The sequence below is a fragment of the Actinoallomurus purpureus genome, from assembly GCF_024055795.1.
GTDB classification, from domain to species: domain Bacteria; phylum Actinomycetota; class Actinomycetes; order Streptosporangiales; family Streptosporangiaceae; genus Actinoallomurus; species Actinoallomurus purpureus.
Window position 1 is genome coordinate 280706 of sequence record NZ_JAMXMY010000010.1, and the last position, 19649, is coordinate 300354.

20 protein-coding genes and 1 riboswitch are annotated in these 19649 nt (G+C 70.8%); of the genes, 9 read left to right on the forward strand and 11 right to left on the reverse strand.

The genetic code is table 11. The features are described from left to right. Nucleotides 1-34 precede the first annotated feature (34 nt). Nucleotides 35-1012, reverse strand: coding sequence for a CapA family protein (locus NE236_RS20700; protein ID WP_252843679.1), 978 nt, complete (start codon nucleotides 1010-1012; stop codon nucleotides 35-37). A 118-nt stretch (nucleotides 1013-1130) separates the two neighbouring features. On the opposite strand from NE236_RS20700, the gene NE236_RS20705 reads away from it, so the two are divergent. Next, a complete protein-coding gene (locus NE236_RS20705; protein WP_252843680.1) occupies nucleotides 1131-1991 on the forward strand; it encodes an Fpg/Nei family DNA glycosylase in 861 nt (286 codons plus the stop codon). A gap of 27 nt (nucleotides 1992-2018) precedes the next feature. Here the strand turns inward: NE236_RS20705 and NE236_RS20710 are convergent, their stop codons facing one another. Continuing rightward, a complete protein-coding gene (locus tag NE236_RS20710) occupies nucleotides 2019-2558 on the reverse strand; it encodes an SSI family serine proteinase inhibitor (protein ID WP_252843681.1) in 540 nt (179 codons plus the stop codon). A gap of 42 nt (nucleotides 2559-2600) precedes the next feature. Here NE236_RS20710 and NE236_RS20715 point away from each other — a divergent pair, with 42 nt between their 5' ends. The 4 genes from NE236_RS20715 to NE236_RS20730 all read left to right on the forward strand — a co-directional run bounded on the left by NE236_RS20715 (nucleotide 2601) and on the right by NE236_RS20730 (nucleotide 7087). Further along, on the forward strand, nucleotides 2601-2939 hold the full coding sequence (locus NE236_RS20715) for a rhodanese-like domain-containing protein (protein WP_252843682.1): 339 nt from the start codon (nucleotides 2601-2603) through the stop codon (nucleotides 2937-2939). A 21-nt stretch (nucleotides 2940-2960) separates the two neighbouring features. Then, a riboswitch (TPP riboswitch) is annotated at nucleotides 2961-3078 on the forward strand. Next, a complete protein-coding gene (locus NE236_RS20720) occupies nucleotides 3069-4397 on the forward strand; it encodes a purine-cytosine permease family protein (RefSeq protein WP_252843683.1) in 1329 nt (442 codons plus the stop codon). It overlaps the preceding riboswitch by 10 nt. 182 nt (nucleotides 4398-4579) lie before the next feature. Beyond that, nucleotides 4580-6445: a PAS domain S-box protein gene (locus NE236_RS20725; protein ID WP_252843684.1), complete on the forward strand. Its 1866-nt coding sequence runs from the start codon at nucleotides 4580-4582 to the stop codon at nucleotides 6443-6445. Nucleotides 6446-6634: 189 nt separating this feature from the next. Further along, nucleotides 6635-7087, forward strand: a complete 453-nt coding sequence (locus NE236_RS20730) for an ATP-binding protein (protein WP_252843685.1) — start codon at nucleotides 6635-6637, stop codon at nucleotides 7085-7087. Nucleotides 7088-7203: 116 nt separating this feature from the next. Here NE236_RS20730 and NE236_RS20735 read toward each other — a convergent pair whose 3' ends face one another. The 7 genes from NE236_RS20735 to NE236_RS20765 form a co-directional block, all read right to left on the reverse strand. Further along, on the reverse strand, nucleotides 7204-8397 hold the full coding sequence (locus NE236_RS20735) for an arginine deiminase (protein WP_252843686.1): 1194 nt from the start codon (nucleotides 8395-8397) through the stop codon (nucleotides 7204-7206). A 341-nt stretch (nucleotides 8398-8738) separates the two neighbouring features. Then, on the reverse strand, nucleotides 8739-9761 hold the full coding sequence (locus NE236_RS20740; protein ID WP_252843687.1) for a CU044_5270 family protein: 1023 nt from the start codon (nucleotides 9759-9761) through the stop codon (nucleotides 8739-8741). Continuing rightward, nucleotides 9758-10393: an RNA polymerase sigma factor gene (locus NE236_RS20745; protein ID WP_252843688.1), complete on the reverse strand. Its 636-nt coding sequence runs from the start codon at nucleotides 10391-10393 to the stop codon at nucleotides 9758-9760. Before NE236_RS20745 ends, NE236_RS20740 begins: the two co-directional genes overlap by 4 nt. A gap of 71 nt (nucleotides 10394-10464) precedes the next feature. Next, nucleotides 10465-11160, reverse strand: coding sequence for a DUF8108 domain-containing protein (locus NE236_RS20750; RefSeq protein WP_252843689.1), 696 nt, complete (start codon nucleotides 11158-11160; stop codon nucleotides 10465-10467). 141 nt (nucleotides 11161-11301) lie between these two features. Then, nucleotides 11302-12834 carry a long-chain-fatty-acid--CoA ligase gene (locus tag NE236_RS20755; RefSeq protein ID WP_252843690.1) on the reverse strand — a complete coding sequence of 511 codons (1533 nt, stop codon included), beginning with the start codon at nucleotides 12832-12834 and terminating at the stop codon, nucleotides 11302-11304. A gap of 42 nt (nucleotides 12835-12876) precedes the next feature. Continuing rightward, nucleotides 12877-13047 carry a hypothetical protein gene (locus NE236_RS20760; RefSeq protein WP_252843691.1) on the reverse strand — a complete coding sequence of 57 codons (171 nt, stop codon included), beginning with the start codon at nucleotides 13045-13047 and terminating at the stop codon, nucleotides 12877-12879. A 385-nt stretch (nucleotides 13048-13432) separates the two neighbouring features. Beyond that, complete coding sequence (locus tag NE236_RS20765) at nucleotides 13433-13735, reverse strand: hypothetical protein (protein ID WP_252843692.1); 303 nt, start codon at nucleotides 13733-13735, stop codon at nucleotides 13433-13435. A 19-nt stretch (nucleotides 13736-13754) separates the two neighbouring features. Here NE236_RS20765 and NE236_RS20770 point away from each other — a divergent pair, with 19 nt between their 5' ends. After that, complete coding sequence (locus tag NE236_RS20770; protein WP_252843693.1) at nucleotides 13755-13982, forward strand: hypothetical protein; 228 nt, start codon at nucleotides 13755-13757, stop codon at nucleotides 13980-13982. Between the two features lie 58 nt (nucleotides 13983-14040). On the opposite strand, the gene NE236_RS20775 is transcribed toward NE236_RS20770, so the two are convergent. Further along, the gene (locus tag NE236_RS20775; protein ID WP_252843694.1) at nucleotides 14041-14610 is read right to left on the reverse strand and encodes a hypothetical protein; all 570 of its coding nucleotides are present in this window, start codon (nucleotides 14608-14610) and stop codon (nucleotides 14041-14043) included. A gap of 63 nt (nucleotides 14611-14673) precedes the next feature. On the opposite strand from NE236_RS20775, the gene NE236_RS20780 reads away from it, so the two are divergent. From NE236_RS20780 to NE236_RS20790, 3 genes are read left to right on the forward strand one after another with little or no spacing between them, the layout of a single operon-like run. Then, nucleotides 14674-15009: an STAS domain-containing protein gene (locus NE236_RS20780; protein WP_252843695.1), complete on the forward strand. Its 336-nt coding sequence runs from the start codon at nucleotides 14674-14676 to the stop codon at nucleotides 15007-15009. 20 nt (nucleotides 15010-15029) lie between these two features. After that, a complete protein-coding gene (locus NE236_RS20785; protein ID WP_252843696.1) occupies nucleotides 15030-15758 on the forward strand; it encodes a glycosyltransferase family 2 protein in 729 nt (242 codons plus the stop codon). Next, complete coding sequence (locus tag NE236_RS20790) at nucleotides 15745-17346, forward strand: MptA/MptB family glycosyltransferase (RefSeq protein ID WP_252843697.1); 1602 nt, start codon at nucleotides 15745-15747, stop codon at nucleotides 17344-17346. Before NE236_RS20785 ends, NE236_RS20790 begins: the two co-directional genes overlap by 14 nt. Here NE236_RS20790 and NE236_RS20795 read toward each other — a convergent pair. Continuing rightward, a complete protein-coding gene (locus tag NE236_RS20795) occupies nucleotides 17231-19486 on the reverse strand; it encodes a hypothetical protein (protein ID WP_252843698.1) in 2256 nt (751 codons plus the stop codon). The two genes, NE236_RS20790 and NE236_RS20795, sit on opposite strands and share 116 nt — an antisense overlap. Between the last annotated feature and the right edge of the window lie 163 nt (nucleotides 19487-19649).

Genomic DNA, 19649 nt, shown 5'->3' on the forward strand with positions numbered 1-19649 from the left:
GACCAGGGACTTTCGCCCCTTGAGACGGCGGAGCTCAGGTGCCCGGTGCCGGGTGGGCCACCACGAGGCGTCCGTCCTCGTCCGTCACGGTCGTACCGAACGTCGCGCAGGCGGTGGTGAAACGGTCGCGGATCCAGGCGCGGTCGGTGCCGGTGGCGAGGCGGGTACGGGCGGACTCCAGCGCCAGTGGGACGGCCGTGAGCCGGACGAACCCGCGCCCGGCGAGAGTGGCGAGGAACAGCAGGCCGAGATCGTTGCGCAGGGCGGGGTCCACCGCGTAGTCGTCGATGAGATCACCGAGGTCGTACAGCACACGGCCCGACACGCCGTGGAAGACGTGCGCGGAGTGCCCGGCGACCAGGGTCGCCCCGGCGTCGACCAGGACCCGCGCGGCCGCCCGTACGTATCGCGGGGGGTCGATCGTCATGTTGGGTCCCCAGTGAGCCAGCACGAGCACGCGTGCACCGCCGGCGGACAGATTGCGGATTCGCACGGTGAGCCAGGCCGGGACCTCGTGGCGCAGGTCGGCGTACGCGACCCCTGGCCGGTCCTCGCCGGCGGCGAAGTCGTTCGGATGGTCGGTCACGCCGAGGACGGCCACCTGCCCGTCCGCGGTGTCGAACAGGGCCGGCTCCCGCGCCCGCCACACGTCCGTACCCGCCCCGACGACGCGTACGCCCGCGCGGGCCAGGTGGTCGAGCGTGTCCGTCAGGGCCTCGGGGCCGTAGTCCAGCGCGTGGTTGTTGGCCAGCGTCACGCAGTCGATCCCCAGATCGGCGAGCGTGTCCGCCGCCTGGGGCGGGGCGCGGAAGTGGAACGGCTTGTCGGGCGCCCGCCACGGCTCGCCGCGCGCGGACACACAGCACTCGAGGTTGACCAGGGACAGGTCGGCGGAACGGAAGATCTGCCGCACGTCGTCGGCGAACAGACCGTACGGGCCGAACGCGGCGATCTGCTCTGCGACCCCGCGTCCGAGCATCGTGTCGCCGCCCAGGGCGACCGTGATGGTCACGCCGAACTCCCGTCTTCAGGATGGCCGCGCCGACCGGGTCCGGCCAAGGGCCGAAGGTCCCGCGCCGACCCCGGCCGGGATCGTCCACACCCTGTGGACGGAGTCATACCCTGAGACCATGCCCGAACTGCCGGAGGTCGAGTCCCTCGCCGCCTTCCTGCGCGAGCACGCCGTCGGGCGGGCGGTCGCGCGGATCGACGTGACCGCCATCGCGTCGCTGAAGACGTACGACCCGCCGATCACCGCGCTGAACGGCCTCACGATCACCGCGGTGGAGCGCCACGGCAAGTTCCTCGATCTGGACGTCGACGGCCTGCACCTGGTCATCCACCTGGCCCGCGCGGGCTGGCTGCGCTGGAAGGACGCGCTGCCTCCGGCGCCGCCCCGGCCGGGCAAGGGCCCGCTGGCCATGCGCCTGCATCTCGACGACGGCTCCGGATTCGACCTGACCGAGGCCGGCACCCAGAAGAGGCTCGCGGTGTACGTCGTGCGGGACGCCGCGGAGGTGCCGGGCATCCGGTCGCTCGGCCCCGACCCGCTCGGCGACGGCTTCACGGTCGACACGCTGAAGGGCATCCTCGACGGGCGGCGCACCCAGATCAAGGGGCTGCTGCGCGACCAGAGCGTGATCGCCGGGATCGGCAACGCCTATTCCGACGAGGTGCTGCACGTGGCGCGGATGTCACCGTTCAAGCCGGCCTCGAGCTTCACGGACGAGGACGTCGCGACGCTGTACGACGCGATCGTCGGCACGCTGGGCGACGCCGTCGAGCGCTCCCGGGGGCTGGCCGCCAAGGACGTGAAGGGCGAGAAGAAGGAGGGCCTGCGGGTGCACGGCCGGGCGGGGCAGAAGTGCCCGGTGTGCGGCGACACGATCAAGGAGGTGTCGTTCGCCGACTCCGCCCTGCAGTACTGCCCGACCTGCCAGACGGGCGGCAAGCCCCTGGCGGACCGCCGGATGTCCCGCCTGCTCAAGTGAGCCCCGGCGGCCGCCCTGCGTCGACGCTCAGCGAACGGGCGGGTGGGAGCCGAGCAGCAGGCCGGCGGTGGCCCACCGTTTGATCTCGCAGCCGTTCCTCCGGCTGAACGTCGTGTCGATCTTCTTGCCGTTCCAGGTGCCCGTCACGGTGGCGGTCTCCGGGCCGCCGTAGATCTGGGTGCACATCTGGTCCTTGGGCGTCGGCGCGAACGGGTCCTTGCCCGCGGCGGCCGCCGCGGCGAGCGCCGCGCACGCCTCCTTGGCCTTGGGCAGGTCCCCGCCGACGGGGTCACAGGTGAGCGTCCAGGTCTTCGGCTGTGACGTCTGCGACGCGCGTTCGGTGATGTTCAGCCGGGTCTTGGCCGCCGATCCGGTCTGCCCGGGCGCCGTCGGGGAGGTCGTCGGCGCCGGTGTCCCGGGCGACGACGAGGTGGGGGTGGTCGAACCCTCGCTCGGCGAAGCCGTCGCGGATCCGTCTCCGTTCTTGCAACCGCCCAGCGCGAGGGCGGCGACGATGCCGGGGATGGCGACGGCCGCTGGTCCCAGTCTGGAGAGAGATTGCCTCATGACGATTCGACGCCGGGCGCCGGCTCGTGGTTCCTTTGACGTGTGAATGCTTTCAGGGAACAGGTCCCCGCGGTGGAGGTCGCCAAGGTTCCGGACGACGCATACCTCCTGGACGTGCGTGAACTGGACGAATGGCAGGCCGGCCACGCGCCTCGTGCCGTGCACATCCCGCTCAGTCAGCTCGGTGCCCGCGCGTCCGAGGTGCCCACCGGTGAGGACGTCTTCGTCATCTGCCGGTCGGGGGCTCGTTCGGCGTCGGTGGTCGTGGCGTTCAACAACGCCGGCTGGAAGACCGCGAACGTCCAGGGCGGCATGCACGCGTGGGTCCAGGAGGGCCGTCCGATGGTCAGTGAATCGGGTGGGGAGCCATACGTCGCCTGACGGGGTACATTAACGGCGAAAAAGTTCAGACCGCGGGAGCTCGGACGACGACCGGGCTGAGAGGGCGGCTTCCTACGTGCCGCCGACCGCTCGAACCTGACCGGGTAATGCCGGCGTAGGGAGTGTGCCTTGAGCACTGCCGTCGACGAACGTTCGCGCAACGAGGCCCCGTACACCCTCAACGAACCCCCGCCGAAGGTTCTCAGCTTCTGGGACCAGAGCGCCTTCTGGGCCAACCTGGGCGTGAGCCTCCTCGCCTTCTCGGGCGCCTACACGGTGCTCGCCCCGGACGCCGACGGCACGCCCCGGCTCCCGATCATGGCCGGGATCGTCGCGATGATCGTGGGCACCGCGATCGGCGGGATCATGCTCGGGCTGGCGGCCGTGCCGGGCACCCGCGCCGGGGTCCCGGCCATGATGCTGCTGCGCGGCCTGTTCGGCACCCGCCTGTCGTACGTCCCCACCGTGCTGAACATCCTCCAGATGATCGGCTGGGGAACGTTCGAGCTGGTCACGATCGCGAGCGCGGCCGAGCAGCTCATCGGCGGCGGCCCGCACTGGGCGTACGTCATCGTCGCCGGCGTGGTGACGACCGTGCTGACGATCTGGCCGCTCGGCTCCGTCCGGATCCTGCGCCGGTACGTCACCGTCGCGGTCGTCCTCGCCCTCGCCTACTTCTACGTCCAGCTCGCCCGGCAGCCCCTGCCGAACCTGAACCACGGGTCCTGGAGCCACTTCTGGATCGGCGCGGACGCCGCGCTGGCCGTGTCCATCTCCTGGGTGCCGATGGCCGCCGACTACACCCGGCACTCCCGCTCGGAGCGGGCCGCGTTCGGCGCCGCGAGCGTGGCGTACGGCGTGACGCAGGTCGTCGCGTACATCCTCGGGCTCCTGGCGCTCGCGCTCGTCGCCGGCGACTCCTCGAAGGTGTTCGGCCCGTTCCAGCACGTCGCCCTCGGCACGCTGTTCTTCGCGGTGTTCGTCCTGCGCGAGGTGGACCAGTCGTTCGCGAACGTCTACTCGACGGCGGTCTCGATCCAGAACCTCGTGACCCGCGCGGACCGGCGGGTGCTCACCATCGCGCTGGGCGCGCTGACGACGGTGCTGGCCCTCGCGCTGAACATGAACAATTACGCGGGCTTCCTGACGCTGATCGGGTCGGTGTTCGTGCCGATGCTCGGCGTGCTGGCCGTGGACTTCTTCTGCTTCACCGGGCGGCGCGGCTGGGACGTCTCCGACCGCGCCCCGGCCCGCTGGGGGATGGTCGTCGCGTGGGCGGCGGGCATCGCGACGTACCAGCTCATCAACCCGGGCCAGGCCGGCTGGTGGTCCCGGATGTGGACGCACGCGCAGAGCGCGCTGCACTTCACTCCGGCGGACTGGATGAGCGCCTCGCTCCTGTCCTTCGCCGTCGCCGCCGCGGTCACCGGGGCGATCGGCGCTCTTCGCCGCCGATGACTGCCCCGATTCGCACGTCACGGCGGCGTTATGCCCGTCATGATGAGAGTACGGAGCGCGGGGAGGCGATCACGATGGCGCAATGTGATCACGACTGGGTGCAGACGGCACCGAACCAGAAACGATGCCGCAAGTGCGGATTGGTGCTGACCTTCGCGTAGGCGCGTCGTTCGGGTGGCACTATGGGCCCCGTGGGCTCCTCGGACGCGATGATGCGCGCGGCGGTGGCCTCCTCCGCCGACGCAATGATCGCGGTGGGGGCCGACCTGACCGTCCGCCTGTGGAATCCGGCCGCCGAGCGGACGTTCGGCTGGAGCGCGGACGAGATGCTCGGCCGGCCGCTGCGCATCGTGCCCGAAGAGCACACCGCGGAGCACCGCGCCGTGCTCGAGCGCGTCCGCGAGGGCGGCCACATCTCGTTCCTGACCCGGCGGCTGCACCGCGACGGCCGACTGCTCGACATCCGGGCGGTCGTCAGCGCCATGCAGGACGAGGACGGTGAGTTCCTGGGCTGGGTGGGCCTCTACCGTCCGGTGCGCGAGGACGAGGCCGTCCAGCACCAGACCGCCGAGCGCATCCGCCTCGTCCGGCGGCTCAACGACGTGGTGGCCGACCTCAACGCCGCGCTGGAGAGCCCGGCGGTCCTCGACCGCGTCACCTCCGGCCTCATCGAGCTGACCGGCGCGGACGCCGCCGGCTTCGTCGTCATCGAGCACGCGACCAACACCCTGCGGCTCGTCAGCATGACCGGACTGCCCCCGCGGCTGCGCGACTCCACGGCCGACCTCCGCGCCAGCCTCGTCGGTGAGCTGCTGCGCTCCGGGCGCACGGTGATGCTGGCCACGTCCGACACGCGCAGCCTCGGCGACCTGATCTGGTCCGAGCTGGAGGGCCTGCACACGATCGCCGTGGGCATCTCCAACGTCCAGGGCAGTCCGTACGGCGCGCTGTACGCCCTGTTCTCCGGGCGGAAGGCCGGTCACATCGAGCTGGAGCTGCTCGAGCTGTTCGCCGGGCACGCCGGCGTCGTCCTCGGCAACGCCATGAACTACGCGGAGGTGGTCCGGCAGCGCAGGCACGAGCGGGCGGTGATCGAGGCGAGCGCGGACGGCATCGCGGTGCTCGACCACGACGGCGTCGTCCAGCGGTGGAACCTCGCCGCGCACCAGATCACCGGCCTGGCCACCGAGGACGTCATCGGCCGGCCACTGCCGTTCCCGCTGCCCGCCCCGGGCGGCGAGCCGACGATCCAGCTGGAGTCCGGCACCTGGCTGAGCGTCCTGCACACCGAGATCGAGGGGCATGACGAGGTCGTCGTGGACTTCCGCGACGTCACCGAGGCCAAGTCGCTCGAGGAGGCCAAAGACCTCTTCCTGTCCATGACCAGCCACGAGCTGCGCACCCCCATCACGGTCGTGCAGGGATTCGCCAAGACGCTGGTCGACCGGTGGGAGAAGCTCGACGACGTGGACCGGCGGCGAGCGGTCGCGACGATCGCCGACCGCGCGGACGCCCTCGGTCGTCTCGTCGACAACCTGCTGTACTCCCGCGCGGTGCCGGACGGTCTCTCCGTCACCAGCGAGCCGTTCGACCTGGCCGGGCTGCTGCGCGGCGCGGCGTACGGCTTCCGTGGCGTCTCCGAGCGCCACATCGTGGAGCTGCGGGTCGCCGACGACCTGCCTCCCGCCCTCGGGGACTCCATGGCCACGGACATCATCGTCGGCCAGCTGCTGGAGAACGCCGTCAAGTACTCCCCGGACGGTGGCGTCATCACGGTGCGTGCGGAGGTCGCGGACGATGTCATCGCGGTGACGGTGGAGGACGACGGGATCGGGATCGCCGCCGACGACCGGGAGCGGGTGTTCGAGCGCTTCGTCCAGGGAGACGCGGGGGACCGCCGTCGTTTCGGAGGCCTGGGACTGGGCCTCTACATCGTGCGCCGGCTGGCCCGGGCGCAGCAGGGGGACGTCTCCGCGCACCCGCGCGCGGACGGCCTGGAGGGCACCAGCATGCGGTTCACCCTCCCCCGCTTTGATGACCCTGCGTAACCGGTCATACTTGGGCATACCGCCCAAATGGGCTTGACCTTCTTAGCGTGGCGGAGGTCACAGTTACACGTGGTGTTGGTAACAGATTCCTGTGGCGCGGTTTCCGCGATTTTTAAGTGGGCATTTCGGTCGTTACCGGGGTGACCAAGTTACGGGGAGTATCCGGGGTAGCCGCCCGGGGAGGTGAGGGTGTCGAGCGTCGTGTTCCTGCCACACGCGCCGTCCAGCGTCTCGGACGTGCGAAAGCGCCTGTGCGCCGACTTGCGCGCGTCCGGCGTTTACGAGGAGGTCGCCGACGACGCGGCCGTCATCATCAGCGAACTCATCAGCAACGCGCTGCGCCACGCGCGTCCCCTGCCGTCCGGCGAGATCCGCGTGTCCTGGACCCGCGAGGGCGACCTCATCCAGCTGGCCGTCAGCGACGGCGGCTCCATGACCGAGCCGCGCCGTACGCGCGCTGCCCTGTCCTCGCTCGGCGGCCGCGGCCTCAGCATCGTCGAGACGCTGTCGGACGGATGGGGCGTCTCCCACGAGGACGACGGCACCACCGTCTGGGCGAACCTCCGCGCCACGCAGCAGGCCAACGGCCACACCGTGCCCATGGTCAAGCCGATGCGGATCGCCTTCGATCACTCCGCCTGAGTCCGAAGAGCAGGCACGCGCGTCTCGCCGTGTATCTTGACCGCCTATCACCTTGATGGTTGCGCGCCTTGGACGAACGCGGCCGGCCGTAGCACCCGCCGGCTCCTCGGGCTGCTCTAGAGCGGGTCGCGGAGGATGGGACAGGACATGCAGCGCGGGCCGCCGCGGCCGCTGCCCAGCTCGCTGCCCTGGATCCGGATGACCTCGATGCCGGCCGCCTCCAGGCGGGCGTTGGTCTCCACGTTGCGCTCGTACGCGACCGCCAGGCGCGGCCCGACCGCGAGGGTGTTGTTGCCGTCGTCCCACTGCTCACGCTCGGCGGTCACCGGGTCCAGGCCGGTGTCGATCACCCGTAGCCGGTCGATGCCCATCGCCTCGGCGGCGGCCTCCAGGAACGGCCGCGCCCGCGAGACGCGCAGGTCGCCGTTGTCCTTCGTCACCGTGTAGGCGACCAGGGAGTAGGCCACGGCCGGGTACATCACGACCTTGTCGACGTCGACCATCGTGCAGATGGTGTCGAGGTGCATCGTCGCGCGTTCCTGCGCGATCGGCACCGCCAGGACCGTGTGCGCCAAGCCGGCGTAGAACGCCCGGCGGGCGATCCGCTCCACGCCCGCGGGCGTCGTACGCTCGCCGGTGCCGATCGCCAGCACGCCCGGGGCCAGCAGGAGGACGTCGCCGCCCTCGATGTGCTCCAGGCCCGGGTCGTACAGCTGCTTCGTGCCCTCGAACCGGGGGTGGTGGCGGTAGATCACGCGGGTGAGGGCGGTCTCGCGCCGGCGCGCCCTCATCGCGAGGCTCGTCACCGCGACCTGGTCACCGACCCACAGGCTGGAGTCGCGGGTGAACAGGACGTTCGGCAGCGGATCGATGACGAAGTCGTGCCGGTCCATCAGCTGGTACACCAGGCCACGGCCGGTCTTCAGCTCCTCGTGGGCGAGACCGGCCACGAGGACCTGGGTGAGGTCCTCGGTGGTCAGGTCGGCGAGGTGGCTCTCCAGGATGGTGCGGAGCCGGTCGCCGAGCCGCTGGTCGCGCAGGACGTCGGCGATGGCCTCGCTGCGCGCGTCCTGGTACTCCAGCGTGTCCTGGAGGAGTTCGGTGAGGTACAGAACCTCGACGCCGTGGTCGCGCAGGGCCTGGGCGAAGGCGTCATGCTCCTGCTGGGCGCGGCCGACCCAGGGGATGCCGTCGAAGAGAAGCTGATCGTTGTTGCGGGGGGTGAGTCGCTTCAGCTCTGGGCCCGGCCGGTGCAGAAGGACTGTGCGAAGGCGACCGACCTCGCTGTCGACGCGGTGCGCATGAGTCACATGAGGAGCTTAACCCGGCTGATTAGCCCCTGACCCCTTCAGATCGCCTTGAACCGGCCAAAGAGTCTGCAATGGGATGTATGGGGCGGGGTCTGGCAGCGCTCCTCGACCCAGTGCGGACCTGTGACAGCGACGGGACCCGCGTGATCCATATGACGCGGGTCCCGCCAGGGCGCCCTAGGGGCCTGTCTCAAAGCCCCGCTGTCCTACTGCGCGGCGCCCAGGTGGCGCCTCGCCGCGTTGTCGTCGGTCGCCAGCCAACACCGGGCTGACTCCCTCCTCCGCCTTGCGAGGCACCACCTGGACACCGCTCGCTACGGACGGGGACTTTGAGACAGGCCCTAGCGGGGCAGCACCTTCGTCCATTCGGCGACGATGGTGGCGCCACCCGGGACGAAGACCTCCGCCCCATCCGGAGTGACGAAGAAGTTCGTCTCATGTACGCGCCCGGTCGCCGGATCGACCACCAGTCTGTCCCGATCGCGCCGCGCCTGGCCGCCGCCGGCGGGGGCCTGCGGGGGCGGTGCCGGGTGCTCGGAGGCGATCTCCAGAGCCTGCCCGCCGCTCACGGCACCCAGGTTCTTGACGTTCGGGTAAGTGGCGATCGCGCGGAAGGCCGCAGCACGGACCTTCGGCGTGGTCGGCAATGCCGAGACCAGGGAGACCAATCCCTCGAAGACGGCCTGCCGCTGGTCGTCGGCGTTCAGTCGGCCGGCGCTGCTCCTGACGTCACCGTGTTTCACGATATCGGCGATTCGCGCCTTGAGAGCGTCCGGTGTGGCCGGCAGCTTCTCGAGCTGCGCGAAGCTCACATCGGCGCCCCCCAGCCGGAACGGAACGGGCTGGACGGTCCTTACCACCTTGCCGCCCGACTTCTTTCCTCTGAACCACTCCTGGCCGTCGCGCCGGGTCCAGCTCTCCCACTGGAACGGAGGAGCGCCCTTCGCGTCCTTGGTCACCGTCTTGATGTACCAGTAGGTGCCCGAGCCCACGGAAGTCCGTTCCGCGGTCGTGGCGGCCGCGAGCAGGACCTGCCGCGCGGACAGCGACGCCGTCGTACGGCCCGCCGTATGGCCGCCCGGTCCGCCCGCCGGCTTCCCGGAGTCTCCGGTACTGATCACGACAGTGGTGGCCGTCGCGCCGGCGACGGCGGCCAGCGCCGCGGCCAGGAAGACGGGGCGACGCTTCCGCGTACGGCGCGGGGCCCGCTCGGCCGGCTGCAGGTCCTGGTGGATCTGGCTCATCACGAACTCCTGGAGTCGTTGGTGACGGCCGCTCTGCAGGTCCCGTTCCGTCGGCCGCGGAAGCAGCCGGGCCAACTCGTCACGATCGTCGTGGTCGGGCTGAGTCGGGGTGGTGTTCATCGGGTGTTCTCCTGAGCGGACCGGACCGCGATCTCGCGGTCACCTTCTCCCTGTCCTTGGCCGGCGTGCGGTTCCCGATCTTCTCCGGGCGGCCGGATCTTCCCGGTGGCGACGAGTCTCTGCAGCTTCTTGCGGGCCCTCGACAGCCGGGAGCGCACCGTGCCGACTGGGATTCCCAGCGCCTCCGCGGCCTCGGCGTAGTCGAGACCGGACCACACGCACAGGGCCAGCACCTCACGCTCGTGCTTGCGCAGCGCCGCCAGGGCCGTACGCACGAGGGCGAGGCGTTCCCGGTCGTCGATGCGCCCCGTGACCTCCTCGGCGAAGTCCGGGACCGCCTCCTGCCGCGGAAGACGGGCCAGCGCGCCGTCGTATCGCCGGGCGGCCCGGCGTACGTTCCGTGCGACGTTGGTGGCGATTCCGAGGAGCCAGGGGCGCAGCGAACCGCCGTCGGCGTCGGCGTCGACCCGGTCACGCAGCCGCCAGGCCTCGAGGAAGGTCAGCGACACCACGTCCTCCGCCGTCGACCAGCTGCCCGTCAGACGGAAGGCATGGTTGTACACCGAGCGGACGTGCTCGTCGAACAGTTCTCTGAACGCATCCGGATCTCCGGCGCGCACGCGGGCGCGCATACTCATCTCCACGGCCCAGGACTGTCCGGTCGACACCGTACGGTTCCCGTGACCTGGATCACACCGTCGGGTCAGGGCAGGAAGACGGCGTACTCCGCGATCTCGGGCATGAGGTCGGGGTGCAGGTCGGAGGTCGCCGCGAGCTCCTCCGCCGAGGAGAAGCCACCGACGTGGTCGCGGACGCGGGCGATGTGCTCGGCGAGCTCCGGCGTGACGCCCGAGAACATCGTCAGCACCTGCGGCGGCACGTGGTTGACGTCGATCAGCCCGCCGTCGTCGTAGTGCCGGGGCAGGTCGGGACGGCCGATCCGCAGCTCGCGAGCCAGCACGACGTCGGTCGCGGCCTGCTCCCGGGCCTTGCGCCGCAGGTCACGCCGGAAGTTGGCGGCGGCGACGGCCTGCGCGTTGACATTGCCCGGCGGCGGTCCGGGGAGAGGACCGACCGGCCCCACGGGCCCCACCATCGGTCCCACGGGCCCCATCGGCGGAACGGGGCGGCCGTTGAACAACAGGACGCCGTACGGGTCGACCGCGATGGTCAGGCGCTTCTCGGTGCCGGTGATGGCGAGGATGACCCAGACGGGCAGCCACAGCCCGCACAGCAGGAGCGTGATGAGCAGGTGCAGGACATGGTTCACCTGGCCGCCGCTGACCATCACCGCCTGCGCGTCGAACTGCGCCTGTACACGCCAGCCGAGAGACGCCTGACGCATGATCGCGTTGTTCAGGATGGCCTGGAGCTGTTCGGGCGGGAGCGGCTGCCGCACCGGCGGACCCGGCGGCCCTCCGGAGGGACCCGGCGGCAGCCCGAGCGGACCCGGTGGGCCTTGGGGCGGACCCGACGGACCGGATGGTGTTCCGGGCGGTCCGGGCGGAAACGCGTTCATATCTCCCCCTGGATTATGCGCTCATCGAACGGCGCGGTTCTCGTGCTCCCAGTACGGCTTGCGAAGGTCGCGTTTGAGCACCTTGCCGGTCGGGTTCCGCGGGATGGAGTCCGTCCACTCGACGGAGGTCGGGCACTTGAAGTGCGCCAGCCCGCTCCGGCAGAAGTCGATCAGCTCGCGTTCGCCGACCTCCCCGTCGCGGACGACGATGGCCTTGGGCGTCTCGCCCCACTTCTCGTCCGGCACACCGATGACGGCGCAGTCGGCCACGGCGGGATGACTCATCAGGACGTTCTCCACCTCGGCGGGGTAGATGTTCTCCCCACCAGAAATGATCATGTCCTTGACGCGGTCGTGAATGTAGAGGTAGCCGTCCTCGTCGAGGTAGCCGGCGTCACCGGTGCGCAGCCAGCCGCCGGGGAGCATGGCGTCCCTGGTGGCCTGCTCCAGGGACCAGTAGCCCTTCATGTTCTGCGGAGAGCGGCAGACGATCTCGCCGACCCGCCCGGTCGGCACCGGCTCACTGGTCGCCGGGTCGATGATCTTCAGCTCGGTGCCGGGGTTGGCGATGCCCGCGCTGCGCAGCCGGGTGCCGTCGGGCATGTGGTCGGCCGGGGGCAGGTGGCTGATGGCCCCGGTCGTCTCCGTCAGGCCGTACACCTGCATGAAGTCGCACGAGGGCAGCATCCCCATCGCGCCGCGCAGGACGTCCTCGCTGATCGGCGAGGCACCGTAGATGAGCAGGCGGAGGCTGGACAGATCCGCCTCCCCCACCTGCGGGAGTTGCTGCATGAGCAGCAGGAGGACCGGGACGAGGAAGACGTGGGTGACCTTGTGCGCCTCGACGGCCCTGGCGATCCTGACCGGATCGGGCTCCCGGACGATCACGCAGGGGATGCCGTCATAGATCGCGCAGACGGTGAGGATGCACCCGGCGATGTGGTACATCGGCATCGCGACCATCAGCGCGCTGTCCGGGCGGAGGTTCCAGATCTCCTGGCTCATCGGCACCGCGGTCAGGAAGTTCTCGTGGGTCAGCATGACCCCTTTGGGGCGGCCCGTGGTGCCCGAGGAGTACAGCTGGACGAACACCTCACCGGACTCGTCGCCGCGTTCGGCGTCTCCATCGGTCCACGTGTCGTAGTCGGTGTAGCGGTGATCGGTGCCGCCGACGACGATGAGGTGTTCGGTGTGTTCCAGGCGATCCGCGATGGCGTCCAGCATCGGCAGGAATTCATGCCCCACGACGAGCACCGGTGCCTTGGAATTGTCGACGATGTAGGCGATCTCGTCGGCGGACAACCGGTAATTGATCGGGACCTGCACGGCTCCGGCCCGCGCCGCCCCGAACAGAACCTCGGCATAGGCCAGGGAATTCTTGTCGAGCACGGCGACCCGGTCGCCCGGGCGTACGCCGGAGGCCCGGAGGGCCGTCGCGACCTGGTCCACCCGGCGGTCGAACTCCCCGTACGAGACGCGGACGCCTTCGTGGATCAGGGCGGTCGCGTCCGGCCGCTCGGCCGCCCGGTCCCGGAGGATGCCCGTCAGGTTCATGTCGGAATCATCCGTGCCATCCACAGGCCGGCACAAGGCCCGCTATCGGCTCTTCGCCATTCTGCTGATCACCGTCACGATGATGGCGCCCACGACCGCGAGAACACCGAGCCAGAGCAGGAACTTCAATGCGGCGATGAGCATTCCGAGGACCGTGAACAACAGCCAGATCGCCAGCAGTATCCCGATGATGGTGAGAATCGTCCGCCCCATGGGGTGAGCGTACGCGTTCGGGCCGCGATGACAGGGCATATCGGGCCGATGCCGGTCACGATCTTCGTCGCGCCGCGCGCTGCCACCCGACGGGTGCGGCTGTGGACAACCGGTGGACAACTCGTGGAGAACACCGGGTCGTGAGCCGGCGGACCGATCGGGTGGGGCCTCTCATCCCTGGTCGGCGCGGCTCTTCTCCCGCCGTGTTTCCTGTGGACGGCGGAATCCACAACCTGTGGACAACTCGCCTCGATGAGTCCGTTGGTCCGCTCGCGAGTCATCGGGCCGCCTCCTGTCCGGAGGTGGCGGCCCGACGCGTCAGGGAGCCTGTACGGCGGAGGTCGCCGGCCTGGCGGGTGACGGCGAGTCGGTCACCGCGAAGCGATCAGCAGGACTTGCCCCACACCTTGGCGAGAGCGCTCGGCACCTTGCTGCAGACGTCGCCTCCGGTGTCGCCCTCGTAACCCCAGTCGGTTCCGTTCGGGCTCTTCCATACGTGGGGGCCGTCCTGCTTGGACGCCGGGTCGTCCTTGAACGAGATCTCACCGATGGCGTAATAGACGCCACCGACCTTTCCGTAGTGCGTTTCCGTCGGGCCGACGAGGTTGGCCTGCTTCTCCTTCCGGTGTGTTTCCATCGCCTTCGTGAGGAAGGCGTCGCGCAGCGCCGAGCGGACCGACGCCGTCATCGGCAATACGGTCGCTCCCTTGCCGGATGACTGGCTCTTTCCGCCGGTGGATTTCCCGCCGGACTTCCCGCTCGATTTCGACGGGGTTCCGGCGCCGGCGGAGCCGGAGGCGGAAACGCTCGCGCTCGGCTGCGCGTCAGCATTTTCCTTGGACTTGGAACCGCATCCGGTGACGACCAGAGCGGACAGGCTGATGGCGGCGGTGAACCCCATGGCCTTGGACATCGTTTTTGTCATGCATCGGTAGATGCGCCAAGATCACGGTTGGTTTGGAGTGATCGATAACGAAATGATCGCGGGCGCGGTCAGGACCCCGGGGTCCGGTCGACGGCGTCCTGGATGGCGCGGAAGGTCGGGCACGGCCAGCGCCACATGCAGGCCCGGCACCGGCACAGGGGGTTGTCGGTGTCGCTGGTGAGGCCGCCGGCGTCGCGCGGCTGGTGCAGGTCGATGAGGCGCAGCGTCATCTCACAGAAGGCGATGACGTCGTCACGGGCGGAGGCGAGGAATACGATGTCCTCTCGGGCCAGCCGGGCCTTTATCGGAACGAATCCCTCGCGATTGACCAGGCGCGAAACGTACTGCGTCATTGACCGCCATGAACTGGATTTCTCGGACCTGGCGCGAATCGTCTCCAGGCGCTCACGGACACGGTCGTGTCCGAAATTGCCGAACATGTCGGAGGTCATCGAGCGTCGTGTCACCATCACAGCTTCTCGCATGGCGACGCGCCGGTGGACGGATTCGCGGACTTCCACGGCGATAATTGAGAAGATCTCCCTGTCGCCGCGCCGTGGCCGGAATTGGCGGACATTTCCGTCGTAAGGTGCAGAAGTCACGGGCACCTTGGCAAAGCGCGAGCCACAGCCCGGCAACGGCCGGTCCCTAATCCCGCTCGGCTCTGGTTCGCCCGCTCGGAGAGCGCTAGTGTGCGGCACGTGGAGCTAAAGGTCTCGACCGCATCTCAGGGGGGTCACGCCGTCGTATCCGTCTACGGCGAGGTCGATCTCTATACGGCACCCAGATTGCAAGCCGAGCTGGCCTCGCTCGTACGCGACGGAACCGGCCGGGTCGTGGTGGACCTGAGCGGGGTCGAGTTCTGCGACTCGACCGGGATGAACGTCCTGCTCTCGGCCATGAAACGACTCCGTGAACACGGCGGCTCGCTCGAGCTGGCGTCACCACGTCCGGCGGTCCGCCGCATCCTTCAGGTCACGGGTCTCGACACGGTGTTCTCCGTGCACGATGCCCTACCGGCCCTCGAAGGCACCTGACCGCCACTACCATCGCCTTCATGCAGGCGGATACGGCCGTCATCATCGCGGCCAAGGATGAGCAGGACCGGATCGCCGCGACGGTGGAGGCGGCGGCGTCGCTGCCCGGCGTCGACCTCGTCGTCGTCGTGGACGACGGGTCCACCGACGCGACGGGACGGCTGGCCGAGGGCGCGGGCGCGAAGGTCGTACGACACTCGCGCAACCGCGGCAAGGGCGCCGCGATGGAGACGGGTGCCGCCGCGGTGCGGCTGCTGGACGGCGACGTCCCCCGCCACCTGCTGTTCCTCGACGCCGACCTGGCCGAGACGGCCCGGCAGGCGGGGCCGCTGATCGAGCCGGTCCGGACGGGTGCCGCCGCCATGACCATCGCCGTGTTCTCCGAGCGGGTGAAGCTCGGCGGCCACGGCTTCGTCGTCCGGCTGTCCCGCGAGGGCGTCCAGCGCCTGACCGGCTGGGCCCCCACGCAGCCGCTGAACGGCCAGCGCTGCCTCACGCGCGAGGCGTTCGAGGCGGCCCTGCCGCTCGCCCCCGGCTTCGGGGTCGAGACCGGCCTCACGATCGACCTGCTGCGCCAGGGCTTCAAGGTGACCGAGGTCGAGGTCCCTCTCGCCCACCGCGCCACCGGCACCGACTGGCGGGCCCAGGTGCACCGTGCCCGGCAGTTCCGCGACGTCGGGCGGGCGCTCGCGGCCCGGGAGCCCGCCGTGGCCCGCAGGCTGGCCCGGCTGCGCCGTGCCACGCGCTGATCGACTGGGCTTCGCGGGGCTGTCCGCCGCCGCGCTCGGCCTGGCCTGCTTCCTGACCGTCGCCCTGCTCGGCCCCTCGGTGATGGAGCCCGCCCTGCCCGGAGCCCCCGGCCAGCCTCCCTTCTCCCTCGTCGCGCACCCCTCACCACACCTCGTCATCGCGCTCACCGCCGCCGGCGTCGGGCTCTCCGCGCTCGGTCTCGGCCTGTGCCTGTACGCGTCCCGGCGCGGTTGGTGGATCCGGCCGCGGATCCTCCTGATCGCGGGTGCCGTCGCGGCGGTCGCGTTCATGTTCATGCCGCCCATCGGCTCGGCGGATCACCTCAACTACGCCGCGTACGGCCGGATGGCGGTCACCGGTAACGACCCGTACGCCACCGCGGCCCGCGACCTGCCCGCCGACCCGGTGATCGGCGCGGTGCAGGACTGGCGGGCCGCCCCCACGCTCTATGGCCCGATCGCCACGGCGCAGCAGACCTTCGCGTCGTTGATCGGAGGGCGTTCGGTCCGGCTCACCGTCTTCGCGATGTCGGTGACCGAGGTGATGGCCTTCCTGATCGTCGGCCTGCTGCTGTCCCACGCGGCGCGCGGCGACCGGGACCGCCGGCTGCGCGCCGCGCTGCTGTGGTCGGCCAACCCGCTGATGCTCTACGCGATGGTCGGCGGGGCGCACAACGACGTCCTCGCGCTCGCGTTCGCCGTGGCCGGGCTCGTGGTGTTCGCGCTGCCCGACCCGCCGTGGTCGCGCCAGGCGGACGCCCGCACGCTCGGCCGCTGCGTCGTCGCCGGAATCCTCATCGGGGCCGGCGCCGCAGTGAAGATCAACGTGGCGATCGTCGGAGCCGGACCGGCCTGGATCCTGCTGCGCGACTGGTGGGAGGCCCGCCGGACGGCCGGACCCGCGCGGCCGGCGGCCCGGACCGGCGCCGGCCCGGCGGCCGTGCGACTGGCGGCGCTGGTCGCCTCGGCCGCGCTCGTCACCGGCCTGGCGTATCTCATGGCCGGACCGCACTCGTTCGACCAGCTGGGCCGCGCGTCACGGGCGGTCGCCCTGGCCACGCCCTGGCACCTGTTCGCCGGGGCCGGGGGCGGGCTCCTCCTGACGATGCCGCGCTCGGCCGTCCAGCGCGCGGCCGTCGCCCTGACCGTCGTCCTGGCCGTCCTGCTGCTGCGCGCCGCCCCCCGGCCGCGCGTGCGCGACATCGGCGTGATCGGCGACCCGGACGGCGAGGACGCGCTCCGGATCACTGCGGTGGTGGCGATCGCCTGGCTGTTCGCCGCGCCGTACGCCCTGCCCTGGTACGACGGCCTCGGCTGGGCGATGCTCGCGATGGTGCCGTGGTCACGGATCGACGGTCTGCTCCTCGCCCGTACGAGCGTGCTGGCCCTCGCCTACCTGCCGGCCCGCGATCCGCGTCTCGCCGGACTCCCACACTCGCTCGACTGGCTGGTCACCGGTGTGCGGTCGCAGGTCACCCCTTGTGTGCTGACGGCTCTTCTGATCGCTCTGGTCGCGGTGGCCGTTCGCTCGCGCCGAGTTCCAGCGCCCGTACACTCGCCGCGAGCGCAAGCGGGACCGCGATCGTGAACGCCATGGCGGGGATCGCAACGCCGGAGTCGTTGACGAGCATGCCGACCACCGACGTGACGAGCACGGAGGCGAGCGTGGCCCGCAGCGCGGGGGCGCGCTCGTAGGCCATGTGCAGCGCGGCGGCGCGCCAGGCCAGCGGCCGGAGCAGGGCGAAGAACAGGAAGCCGATGGCGGCCACGGCGATCACCGACAGCTTCCAGTTGCCGAACGTGCCGATCATGCCGCGGAACTTCCGGAAGATCACCGTGCCGGCGTCCCCGCTCGTCAGGCTGTTCCAGAACTCCCCGATGTGGGTGGGGTTCGCCCGGAGCGAGTCGAGGAAGGAGACGCCCAGGATGAGCACGGCGCCGGCGGCCAGCACCGCGATCACCCGCGTGGGCCGGGCCCGGCGTCCGCTCAGCATGAACGCGAACACCGCGAACCCCGGGAACGTCGCGATCAGGCCGCCGAAGTCGGCCCCCCACATCGGCGCGCCGTCGACGACCAGCGCGGCCAGTCCCGCGCCGACGACCAAGGCGACGGGGGCGAGGCGGCGGTCGCCCCGGCGGGCGATCAACCGGCCCGCCAGCGCACCGGCCGCGATGATCACCCCGGTGATCCACAGGGCCCACGTCGTGTTGCCGAAACCGTAGAACCGGCCGGCGACGACCGGGGTGTAGCCGAGCACGCTGCAGGTCTGCAGGTGGTTCCCGGTCATCACGTCCAGCGCCAGGAACAGCGCGGTGGCCCCGGCGACGACCGCGCCCGGCCCGGTCACGGACCGGCGCCACGGCCCGGCCGCCGCGGCGGCCGTGATCACCGCGACGCCGAGGAGGATCAGCACGGTCAGCATCAGCGCCGGCTGCCCGCTCGCCCACCACGGGACGGCGTTCGCCAGGAACGACGCCACGGGCAGCGCCCCCGCGGCCAGCGCCACCACCTTCGTGGCCGCCAGCAGCCGGTGCGCCTTGCGGCGCAGCGCGACCGTCGCGAAGGCGTACAGCGCGATCTGCACCGCGATCAGCGCCAGGTAGAAGGGGAAGACGAAACGGCCGTACGCCTGCGCGGCGGCGTCCCTGTCCTTCAGCGCGCGTACGACGCGGGACACGGACGCCGACTTCCGCCCGTCCAGGCGCCACGGCGAGCCCACCGCGTCCTTCGGCTGGGCGACGCCGAGGGTGTGCAGGATCGTCGACGTCACGTCGGTGAGCGTCACCAGGCCGCCCGTACGCGTGGAGTTCGCCGTCAGGTAGCGGGGGCCGTACCCCGGGCCGGTGGCCATGGCGACGTGCAGGCGTGAGGTGTGCGTGTTGTCGGACAGCCCGGCCAGCAGCACGGTCGTGCCGGCGGGCGCCGACCGGAGGATCCGGCCGACCTGCGCGTCGGCGGCCGAGGCCGCCGCGGCGCGGTCCTTCGAGGTGACCCGGACCTGCCGGCCGTCCACGTCCACCCCGGCGTTGACGGAGGCCCGTACGACGTCGTCGACGTCGACCACCGTGAGCGCGCAGCGCGACCACGCGTCGGCCGGCGCCTTGTCGACCGAGGGGGCGTAGCCGTCCACGCGACCGGTGCCGTCCGCCACGCCGACCGCCGCGCCCGGACCGATCGCCATCGTGCAGCCCCCGGCGCGGTGCACCGCGTCACCGAGGAGGCCCAGCTTCGAGCCGTACTTATTGTGCGCGTTGTCCTCGCGCAGGCCGGGGAAGCCCGGGACCGTGGTGGTGCCGGTCGTCGGCGCGGGCGGCAGGCCACAGCCGCCATTGCGCAACTGTGCCCGCTGGCCGGCCGAGATCGTCAGCCAGCCGTCGATCGGGCAGGTGTGCCCGGCCACCGTCTTCACCGACAGCGAGCCGACTGCGGCCTGGCCGGTCAGGTTCCAGAGGTTCGGGGTGCCGGTCCGGCGGATGTCGTCCCAGCGCAGCCCCGGTACCCCGATCAGCAGCACCCGTCCCCGCGTCTTCGAGCCCGTGCCCGCAGTCGGCGTGCCCGCGGTGGGGGCCGAGGTGGGGGAGGCCGCACCCGAGGCCGACGTCAGGGGGGCGGCGATCGCGGTGCCCGGTGCGGGCTCCGCCGTCTGCGGCGCGGCGGTCGCGGTGGCCGGCAGCAGGCCCAGCAACGCGGCCGTGAACCCCACCAGCGCGGCGGCCCCGGCGCTCAAACGGTGACGTTCCGCCTTTCGTGGCCGTGCCACGATCACCTCCGGAATCTTGGGACGACCCCAGGCTAATGCCGCGTCCGTCATGCTCGCCGGTGTACTCGCGTTTGCGGATCTTGGGTTCGTGGCCGGTGTGCGCCACCCTCACCGGCCTCGTCCGGTTCCA

Excerpts from the sequence above, each read along its gene's own strand:
- NE236_RS20740 (WP_252843687.1), bottom strand. The coding sequence starts at position 9,761 with ATGAACACCACCCCGACTCAGCCCGACCACGACGATCGTGACGAGTTG.
- NE236_RS20760 (WP_252843691.1), bottom strand. The coding sequence starts at position 13,047 with ATGGGGCGGACGATTCTCACCATCATCGGGATACTGCTGGCGATCTGG.
- NE236_RS20705 (WP_252843680.1), top strand. The coding sequence starts at position 1,131 with ATGCCCGAACTGCCGGAGGTCGAGTCCCTCGCCGCCTTCCTGCGCGAG.
- NE236_RS20785 (WP_252843696.1), top strand. The coding sequence starts at position 15,030 with ATGCAGGCGGATACGGCCGTCATCATCGCGGCCAAGGATGAGCAGGAC.
- NE236_RS20745 (WP_252843688.1), bottom strand. The coding sequence starts at position 10,393 with ATGCGCGCCCGCGTGCGCGCCGGAGATCCGGATGCGTTCAGAGAACTG.
- NE236_RS20755 (WP_252843690.1), bottom strand. The coding sequence starts at position 12,834 with ATGAACCTGACGGGCATCCTCCGGGACCGGGCGGCCGAGCGGCCGGAC.
- NE236_RS20765 (WP_252843692.1), bottom strand. The coding sequence starts at position 13,735 with ATGACGGCGTCGGTCCGCTCGGCGCTGCGCGACGCCTTCCTCACGAAG.
- NE236_RS20710 (WP_252843681.1), bottom strand. The coding sequence starts at position 2,558 with ATGAGGCAATCTCTCTCCAGACTGGGACCAGCGGCCGTCGCCATCCCC.
- NE236_RS20725 (WP_252843684.1), top strand. The coding sequence starts at position 4,580 with ATGGGCCCCGTGGGCTCCTCGGACGCGATGATGCGCGCGGCGGTGGCC.